This is a genomic window from Haloarcula sp. K1 (assembly GCF_001647155.1).
GTDB classification, from domain to species: Archaea; Halobacteriota; Halobacteria; order Halobacteriales; family Haloarculaceae; genus Haloarcula; species Haloarcula hispanica.
Genome location: NZ_LRHL01000021.1, coordinates 22,824 through 31,577, shown reverse-complemented (window position 1 = coordinate 31,577; position 8,754 = coordinate 22,824). Strand labels below are relative to the sequence as shown.

The 8,754-nt window shown below is 64.2% G+C and carries 8 protein-coding genes; 6 read left to right on the top strand and 2 right to left on the bottom strand.

From position 1 onward, the window contains the following. Positions 1–273 precede the first annotated feature (273 nt). The 6 genes from AV929_RS07435 (at position 274) to AV929_RS07410 (ending at position 6,484) form a co-directional block, all read left to right on the top strand. The gene (locus AV929_RS07435) at positions 274–912 is read left to right on the top strand and encodes a helix-turn-helix domain-containing protein (protein ID WP_064287891.1); all 639 of its coding nucleotides are present in this window, start codon (positions 274–276) and stop codon (positions 910–912) included. A 123-nt stretch (positions 913–1,035) separates the two neighbouring features. Beyond that, positions 1,036–1,278, top strand: a complete 243-nt coding sequence (locus AV929_RS07430; protein ID WP_064287890.1) for a 4Fe-4S ferredoxin N-terminal domain-containing protein — start codon at positions 1,036–1,038, stop codon at positions 1,276–1,278. Further along, positions 1,271–3,766, top strand: coding sequence for a molybdopterin-dependent oxidoreductase (locus tag AV929_RS07425; RefSeq protein WP_064287889.1), 2,496 nt, complete (start codon positions 1,271–1,273; stop codon positions 3,764–3,766). Before AV929_RS07430 ends, AV929_RS07425 begins: the two co-directional genes overlap by 8 nt. A gap of 2 nt (positions 3,767–3,768) precedes the next feature. Continuing rightward, positions 3,769–4,599, top strand: a complete 831-nt coding sequence (dsrO, locus tag AV929_RS07420; RefSeq protein WP_064287888.1) for a sulfate reduction electron transfer complex DsrMKJOP subunit DsrO — start codon at positions 3,769–3,771, stop codon at positions 4,597–4,599. Beyond that, positions 4,599–5,900, top strand: a complete 1,302-nt coding sequence (nrfD, locus tag AV929_RS07415) for an NrfD/PsrC family molybdoenzyme membrane anchor subunit (protein WP_064287887.1) — start codon at positions 4,599–4,601, stop codon at positions 5,898–5,900. Before dsrO ends, nrfD begins: the two co-directional genes overlap by 1 nt. Next, a complete protein-coding gene (locus AV929_RS07410; protein WP_014040607.1) occupies positions 5,897–6,484 on the top strand; it encodes a molecular chaperone in 588 nt (195 codons plus the stop codon). The genes nrfD and AV929_RS07410 overlap by 4 nt, the downstream gene beginning before the upstream one ends. 226 nt (positions 6,485–6,710) lie before the next feature. Here the strand turns inward: AV929_RS07410 and AV929_RS07405 are convergent, their stop codons facing one another. Then, positions 6,711–7,343 (bottom strand): trimeric intracellular cation channel family protein, encoded by a 633-nt coding sequence (locus tag AV929_RS07405; RefSeq protein WP_014040606.1) that lies wholly within the window; start codon positions 7,341–7,343, stop codon positions 6,711–6,713. A 172-nt stretch (positions 7,344–7,515) separates the two neighbouring features. Then, on the bottom strand, positions 7,516–8,754 hold the full coding sequence (locus AV929_RS07400) for a P-loop NTPase (protein WP_064287886.1): 1,239 nt from the start codon (positions 8,752–8,754) through the stop codon (positions 7,516–7,518).

The following is an 8,754-nucleotide window of genomic DNA, read 5'->3' as shown; positions in this document are numbered from 1 at the left end:
TGTGAATATAGTGACACCACCGTTCGGGCACCTGACGGCGGTGTCTCTCGGCCGACTCATCGCCGGCTATGGCCCAGCACAGCAGTACAGGCGGTTATTTTCGATCCTCCGATAGCAGACGAACGCTGTCACCGACGCAATGAGTGACGCCGCCGCGGCTTCGGGAGGCTCCATTCTCCACATAGAAGAACAGGTAGAATACGCCCGCAGTCTGCGGATTTCGGCGGCGATGACAAAACCCATTTAACTGCAGATAGTCGAGTGACAATCAGAATGGGACAATCCGAGAGCGGGCCTACAGGGGCGACATCGGGGACCGCGAAAGAACGAACCCTCAAGGTTCTGTTCGAAATTGAACTGCCCGATGACTGTTCGTGCCCCCTTTCGGATCCGGATGCAGACATCGAGAACGCTCAGAACCAGATCGACGACGGCGTCTGTCACGCCGAGGTGACTGTCACCGACGAGGCCGGTACCGAGCGGGTTCTCCACTCGACAAATCAGGTCGGGGACGCCTGTCTCTGTCTCGCCTTTAGCGAGGTCGGGTGTGTTCCACGAACCCGGCGCGTAGACGGTGACTCGCTTTTCATCGAGACGTACGTCTCAGACCGAAGCGTCATCAGCGAGCTAGTCGACCAGTTGGAGTCGGCCGCGAAACGAGTGCGTCTGCGACGGCTGACATCCCGACAGGACGACGCGACCGAGTCGGAGCCCACTACAGTCGACCTCGCCTGTCTCACGACAAAACAGCGGGAAGCGGCGATACTCGCAGTGGACGAAGGGTACTATCAGACACCCCGACAGACGACCCTCGACGAACTCGCGGCCACGCTCGACATCTCGAAATCTGCACTCTCTCAACGCCTGAACGCCGTCGAATCGAAACTCGCGACGGCCGCCTTCGACCCGTAGACTCGCCTTTTCGGGCTGGACGCACTGGCAGAGACTCCCGGTGACACTCCCGTCCGTATTTAAACCCCTTCACAATACAGCGCTCTCCCTACCGAGCTTCGAGGGTAATCGGTAACTAGAGCCATGAATGACCCACAGCAGCCGCGGTTGACGCCGATTGATGAGTGGGAAGACGAAGCAGCAGCGATGCTTGACGGCGTCGAGTACGACACTGATCTGGGGCTACGGATGGCTCGGGATGCGATTCGTGTCTCGAACGGGGAACTGAGCGACGCCGAATTCCATGAAAAGTACCACGAGGAGGTACTGGCGGAGTTCGGTGAAGACGAGCGGCCGACCAAACCTGAGGGATTCGACGATGACTGACGACGACGGCGTTTACCGACGTGACGTACTGAAAGCCAGCGGAGCGGCTGCTGCCCTCGGTCTTGGCGGGGGCGAGTTCTTCCAGACGCTGGTCGAACGCGGAGACGGAACCGGGCCGTCCAACCGTGACTCCGGTATCGAGAGCTACGTCGGGCAAAACGAGGTCATCCAGACCGTCTGCTCGCCGAACTGTCGCGGGAAGTGCCCCATCGACGTCCACGTCCGCGACGGCCAGGTGAAGAAGGTCGAGCCACATCCGCCGGAAGACGAGCAGTACAAGCGGGCCTGTGTGCTCGGCCTCTCACACACCCAGCGTGTGTACGACCCGACGAGACTGAAGTACCCGATGAAGCGCACAGACTGGTCGCCCGACGAGCCAAACCCCGACGGACGCGGCCCGGATGCCGAGTTCGAGCGCGTCTCCTGGGACGAGGCACTCGACCTCGTCGCCGACAAGATGCAGTCGTTGAAAGCAGACTTCGGCCCAGAAAGTGTTCTCTTCCATGTGGGATTCGGGAATTACGGACAGTCCGGAACGGCGTTCAGCCGCCTGGCCTCTCTGTTCGGCTCGACCCAGCCTGCGTCCACAATTGACACGAACGTCGGCCGCGGCTTCAACCGTGTTACCGGGACCGGCTTCTACCTGCCCTCGACGAACGAAGCCGAAGACTGGGAGAACGCGAACACCATCATTGTCTGGGGGTCGGACCTCTTCTCCAGCCAGTTCCAGATGGACGCCTCGGAGGTGCTCGATGCCGTCGAGAACGGGGCGAAGCTCGTCGTGGTCGACCCAGTGTACACGACGACGGCATCGAAAGCCGACCTGTGGCTCCCGGTCAAACCCGGGAAAGACGTGCATCTCGCGCTTGCGATGATGCACACCGTCTTCGAGGACGGGACGTACGACGAACAGTTCCTTCGGCAGCGGACGACCGGTCCTGCGCTAGTCCGGAAAGATACCGGCGACCTGCTCAAGTCGAGAACTGTCTTCGACGACGGCAGTGATGATCAGGTCGTCGCTGTCGAACAGGGAAGTAACACGGCAGTCGAACTCGAACCCGAGACCGACGGCCCGTATGCGCTGTTCGGGGAGTTCACTGTCGACGGCATCGAGTGTGAGACGGCACTGACCAGACTCCGAGACCACGTAGCTGACTACGCGCCGTCGGAAGTCGCCGAGCAGACCGGTGTCGACGCGGAGAACATCCGCACTGCAGTCCGGTGGCTGGCGACTCGTGGCCCCGGTGGCATCGCCCCGAGCTACGCGCTCGGGCGGTACAAACACGGGCACATCTTCGGCCAGACCTATGCGATGCTGATGGGGCTGACCGGTGACTACGGCCGGCACGGAAACATCCACGCGCACCACTCCGGCGGTGCAACGCTCAGTACCGGCGGCTGGAGTACGCCCGAAGATGCTGATCCCGGACCATCGGTGCGCTTCTCCGACTACCCGGACGCGATGATCGACGGTGACCCGCACAAGGTCAGGGCCGTTTACTCAATCGAGTCGAACATGATGGGCAACCAGTTCCCGGACCGACAGCGGTTCAGAGAGGCTATCAAGAGCCTCGAGATGTTCGTCGTCGCGGACATGCATCACACGGATACGGTCCAGCATGCAGACATAATCTTCCCGGTCCCACACTGGTTCGAACAGGAGGACATCGTTTCCAGCTGGGGGTCCCATCCACACATCAGCTATCGACACAAGGTCCAGGAGCCGATGTGGGAGGCCAGAGATGACTACTACGCGATCCGCGGGCTCGCGGAGCGACTTGGATTTGGTGATTACTTCCCGGAGACAAAACGTGAACTGCTCCGGGAACTCGCCAGCCGGGACGACGCCATCGACTTCGAGACGCTGTCCGAGCAGGGCACACAGAAGAAGCAGAACATTCCCATCGTCAAGTTCACCGATGCGTTCCCCACCGACACGGGGCGAATCAAGATGTACGACGATGACGCCCCGAGCGAGGAGGGCGTGACGTTCGACCTCCCGCGGCCACTCGAAGACCGGACAGCCGACGACTACGAGAAGGCCGACGAGTACCCGCTGATGTTCATGCAGAAGCACAGTCGGTTCCGCATCCACTCGCAGTACGAGATGCTGAACTGGGTGCGTGAGGTCAACCCCGAACCACAGCTGGACATCCATCCGTCGGATGCGAAGGCCCGCGGCATCGAGGACGGCGAGTACGTCCGGGTGCACAACGACCGCGGCGAGATGATCGTGAAGGCGAAGTACAACGAGGCGTTCCAGCCGGGGCTGGTAAACACTGACCAGGGATGGTGGTCACGCGACTACGTCGCGGGCCACCACAACGACCTCACGCACAACGAGGTCAGCGAGGTCGGCCAGACGATGGCGTTCTACGACGTCCGTGTCGAAGTCGAACCGGTCCCCGATGACGTCGATACGGACAAGTACGAAGCCGATAACCCGCGCGGGGCCGGTGCCGACGCACCGCGCGCAGGAGGTGACTAACAATGACGAACTACGGCCTAGTAATCGACCAGGAGCGGTGTATCGGCTGTCAGGCATGCGCAGTGTCGTGTAAACAGGAGAACAACGTCCCGATGGGGCAGTTCTGGAACCGCGTCCTGACGGAGGGCGGCGACAAGATTGACACCCCGTCCGGTGGCTATCCCGAAGACGGCGGCAGTGGCTCGCTGGACATGGAGTACCAGCCGACGGCGTGCCAACACTGCGAAAACGCGCCCTGTGTGAAGGTCTGTCCGGTCAACGCGACGTACACCCGGGACGACGGGATCGTCGAGATCGACTACGACAAGTGCATCGGCTGTCGCTACTGCATGGCGGCCTGCCCGTACAACGCACGGGTGTTCAACTGGGACGAACCCGAGCAGATGCCCGAGGAGGGGACGGGCGACGTTGCCGCCCGGCCACAGGGCGTCGTCGAGAAGTGTACGTTCTGTAGCCACCGCGTCGACGAGGGACTCGACCCGGCCTGTGTCGTCAACTGTCCGGCCGACGCACGCATCTTCGGCGACCTCGACGACGAGGGGAGTACCGTCTCGAAGTACATCAACGAGTACGAGACGGACCAGCTCCTCGAAGACCGCGGGACGGACCCGAAGACGCACTACATCAGCGGCGAGATGAGTCCCGGTCGGCCGCAAACGTCGGATAAAATGGAGAGCGAACTCGACGATGTTTCTCCGTGGTCCGATGGAGCCGAGGACGTGCCGTCTGACGCCGACGGAAGCGACAGTAGCGACTCGGGTGGGAGCCCCCACTCCATCGAGGGTGATGCCGCTCCACACGTCCCGGCAGTGGGGTCCGGAGGTGATGACTGATGGCCGCTGACTCGTCACGGATCGCAATCCCGGCCTTCGGGACGAAAGGACGGCTGTGGCTCGGTCTGCTCGCAGCCCTCATGGTCGCTGGACTGGCAGCCTGGGGCTACCAACTCACCACGGGGCTGGTCGCCACGGGGATGCGCAACGTCTTCTCGTGGGGACTGTACATCATGATGTTCGTCCTGTTCGTCGGGCTGTCTGCCGGGGGACTCATCATCTCCAGTGCTCCGAAGTTCTTCCATTCACACCGCTACGAGGGGTTCGCACGGCTCGGCGTGCTGGTCAGCCTCGCCTGTATCACCGTCGCAGGCCTGCTCATCCTCCCGGACATCGGGCGGCCTGAGCGACTCTACCAGTTTTTCACCTCGCCGGACTTCCGCTCGCCGATGGTGTGGGACTTCGGTATCGTCATCCTCTATGGCGTGCTAAACCTCTGGTATCTGTGGCTGCTGACCCGCCGCGACCTGGCCGCTCGCGGGTCGCGACTCGCACTGGGTGTTGCTGATACCGACGCTGGACGCGAGCGTGACCGCACGCTCATGTTCTGGACGGCAGCACTCGCTCTCCCGACCGCGGTCGCACTCCACTCGGTGACCGGGTGGATTTTCGCGACGCAGATCGGTCGGGGCGACTGGTTCAGCCCCCTCGTCGCACCGGTGTTCATCGCCAAGGCGCTCGTCTCCGGGCTCGGGCTGTTGCTGGTCGTGTCGGTACTCGCAGACCGACTCACGAACTACGAGGTCGACCGCGAGGAACTCACGAGTCTCGGGAAGATACTCGGCATCTTCCTCGCGCTTCACGTAGTGTACTTGCTCGCGGCCGAGCGACTGCCCCACGCCTGGGCGAACCACTTCGAGTTCTGGGCCATCACCAGTAGCTTCCTCATCGGCGAGTCCGTCTACTTCTGGCTCTGGACAGTCGTCGGCGGGGCGGTCCCGCTTGTCATGCTGATGATTCCATCGCTCCGGAAGCGCGTGTCGGTCATCTTCACCGCGAGCCTCCTCGCGGTATTCGGCACGATGTTCGAAGGGATCCGGCTGGTGTTCACGGGGTACGAAGTCGCTAACATCGCCCTCCCACCGGGTATCTCGACCGGTGGTGAGTATGCCGGCATCACGACGGACATCTGGGCGACTGCGGGGGCCTACACCCCGACGCTGGTCGAAGTGGCTGTCACCCTCGGTATCGTCGCCTTCGGCGCACTCATCGTCACGCTCGGCCTGAAATACGTGCCGATTCAGCGAGTCGAGAGACCCGAATCGTACGCGACTGACGGCGGTCGACAGGGGCGACAATGACCAGACAGACTGACGCTCCCGCCAAGCGTGAGCGGGCATCCGAGCGCGGCACAGACAGCGACGGATTCCGCTCGGATGTCGCGGCGACCTACGCCGTCCTCGCTGAATGCTGGCGGGAACCGACCGAACAGCTGGTCGAAGCCGTCGAGACCGGAGAGCTGGTCCCGGTGGTCGGCGACGTCGGCTCGGTTGACCTTCGCCGTCTCAACGCCGAGTACACCCGGCTGTTCATCGGGCCGGACGGGCCACCGTGTCCACCCTACGAGAGCGTCTATCGCGACGGGGACGACCCGGACGAACTCGGCCCGGTCAAGGGGCCAGCCACGATGGCTGTCGTACGCTGGTACCGGGAGTTCGGCGTCCAGCCCGCGGCCGACCATCCGGACCTCCCGGACCACATTGCGACCGAACTGGAGTTCGCCGCCTATCTGGCAGAAGCGGGCTTCGACGAACGGCTTGCCCAGTTCCGTACGGAGCACCTCGATGCGTGGGCTGACGAGTTCCTCGGGCACGTCGAGGCAGAGACACGCGAAGCGTTCTACGCGTCACTGGCGGCGACGACCCGGGAGGTGCTCGGTCAGTAGGGGATCTGCGGGGCACTGATCGGGTTCGTCGCGGCGGCCGACTTCCCCTCACCCATTTTCGCGGTCAATACGCGTTCAGAGTCGTGTGCGCCGTCAGCGACCAGTATCGCGACGAGTACGAGAGACAGCTCTCACAGGCGGTCCCACAGTCGGTCACAGCGACGAAGCCCAGCGGATGCAGGGGAGCGGGGCATGACAGACGGGAACCCGGAGCTGCGGCGTGGTTCTACTGTGTGTCGCGTCGTTCCCACGCCTGGACCGTCGGGAGCGACCACCCGCGACCGATGCCCAGCCCTCGGGCCAACAGCACCGCGAGCGCGCACCCGGCCGATGCCGCACCGGCCGCCGCGCCCAGCTGTGCCAGCGCCCAGAAGGCGAGGCCGCCGATGACGGCACAGGACGCGTAGAAGTCCTCGCGGAGGATGAACGGCGTCCGGCCCAGCAGCAGGTCCGATATCGCCCCGCCGCCGGCCGCGTTGACCGTCGCCAGCGCGACGACGGCAAACACCGGAAGGCCGGCCTGATGGCCCAGCAGCGCTCCGGTGGTCGTGAACGCCGCCAGCCCGATGGCGTCGGCCGTCAGGACGACCGGATGCTGGTGGCCGTCGTCGAGGAAATGCACGAACAGAACAGCGGCGGTGACACCAAGGAGTGATAGGGCGACCTCGCCGGGCGACTGCAGGGAGTTCGGAACGCGGTTCAACAGCAGGTCCCGCGTCGTCCCGCCACCCAGTGCCGTCATCACGCCGACGACCGTGACGCCGAACACGTCGTAGCGCTCCTCGACAGCCTTCGCCGCGCCGACGAACGCGAACCCGACCAGCCCGATAGCGTTCATCACCGCAAACGGGTCGGTCACGCTCCCCCTCCGGCCCGCTGGGGCACGGCGCATGAGCGAACCCGACCGAGTCGACCCGCTGTCACGAGTTTCGCGGTCATTATGCTACTACTACGGGTGCGGACAATTAGGCCTTTAGTCCTGCCCGCGAGGTATGTCCCCGGCTATCACTGTCGACTGCCAGCGACCGTACTCACGGCTTGACCGTCTCCAGTACCCAGTCGGACGGTGTCGCTCGGCGGACCTCGAACGGGTCGAAGGCTTCTCGCGGGGCCTCCGCGAGCCGGCCCAGGAACTGCCCGACCGGCGTCGGGTCGCGGTCGCTGACGAGGACGAACGACTCGCCGCTGTCCAGCGCGGTGAACTGCTCTCGAACCAGATCCTTGCGTTCCTGTGGCGGCAGGCCCCGGATATCGGCGGTCGGATCGACGCCCACCTCGCCGGCGGTGTCGAGGGCCGATTCCACGGCATCCCCCAAATCGCTGACCGCGCTGGGCACGTCGCCGGGCGCTGGCGTCCCCTGCAGGTCGTGCGAGAACGGGAGTTCGGCCAGCACCTCGGCATCGAGGTCCGAAAGCGCGTCGCCCGTAAACAGGTCGTTCGGCTCGCCACAGCAGTCACAGACGTACTCTGCCATGTTGACGACGGTTCCCAGGACCGGCACGTCGTTGTCGCGGAACAGTTCGACCGTCCGGCTGGTGTCGCTGACGCTGGCGTGAAACGGCGTCGTCACGACGACCACGCCGTCAACCGGGACCTCCTGTAGCGTCGTCAGCACCACGTCGCCCGTCCCCGGCGGCAGGTCCAGCACCAGTATCTCGTCGTTTCGCCAGGCGGTGTTCTCGAAGAGGTCCTCAAGCGCGTCGTGGGCCATTGCCCCGCGCCAGGCCAGCGGCGCGCCGCTTTCCATCAGGCCGACGCTCATCACGTCCATGTCGCCCGCCCGGACCGGGAGCGGGTCGCCCTCCTCGCTGGAGTGGACTGGGCCGCTCACCTCCAGCAGCTCGGGCACATTCGGGCCGTGGATGTCGGCGTCGAACAGCGCCACCTCGCTGTCGGCGGCCAGCGCGCAGGCCAGATGCGTGGCGACCGTCGACTTGCCGACGCCGCCCTTCGCGCTGGCGACGGCGATAACGTGGTCGAACGACTCGACACCGGCCTGCCCCTCGCTCGATGGCGTCGTCCGTTCGACGTGGACGCTGTCGACGCCGTCCACGTCGTCGACCGCGTGGAGCATCGCTTGGACGACCTGCGTGCTCGTCTGGCCGTCCAGCGCGGTCAGGTCGGCTTCGATTGTCACGTCGCCGTCGGCCGCGTCGATGTTCTCGACGAAGCCCGCGTCGAACACGGAGAGGTCGGCGTTCGGGTCGCGCACGTCTCGCAGTGCGGCTTCGATACGGTCGGTCAGTGTGGTGGGCGTTCCGTCAGTCAT

What these genes read in the sequence shown, in the direction of transcription:
- AV929_RS07435 (WP_064287891.1), top strand. Translation starts at nt 274, where the DNA reads ATGGGACAATCCGAGAGCGGGCCTACAGGGGCGACATCGGGGACCGCG.
- AV929_RS07430 (WP_064287890.1), top strand. Translation starts at nt 1,036, where the DNA reads ATGAATGACCCACAGCAGCCGCGGTTGACGCCGATTGATGAGTGGGAA.
- AV929_RS07425 (WP_064287889.1), top strand. Translation starts at nt 1,271, where the DNA reads ATGACTGACGACGACGGCGTTTACCGACGTGACGTACTGAAAGCCAGC.
- dsrO (WP_064287888.1), top strand. Translation starts at nt 3,769, where the DNA reads ATGACGAACTACGGCCTAGTAATCGACCAGGAGCGGTGTATCGGCTGT.
- nrfD (WP_064287887.1), top strand. Translation starts at nt 4,599, where the DNA reads ATGGCCGCTGACTCGTCACGGATCGCAATCCCGGCCTTCGGGACGAAA.
- AV929_RS07410 (WP_014040607.1), top strand. Translation starts at nt 5,897, where the DNA reads ATGACCAGACAGACTGACGCTCCCGCCAAGCGTGAGCGGGCATCCGAG.
- AV929_RS07400 (WP_064287886.1), bottom strand. Translation starts at nt 8,754, where the DNA reads ATGACTGACGGAACGCCCACCACACTGACCGACCGTATCGAAGCCGCA.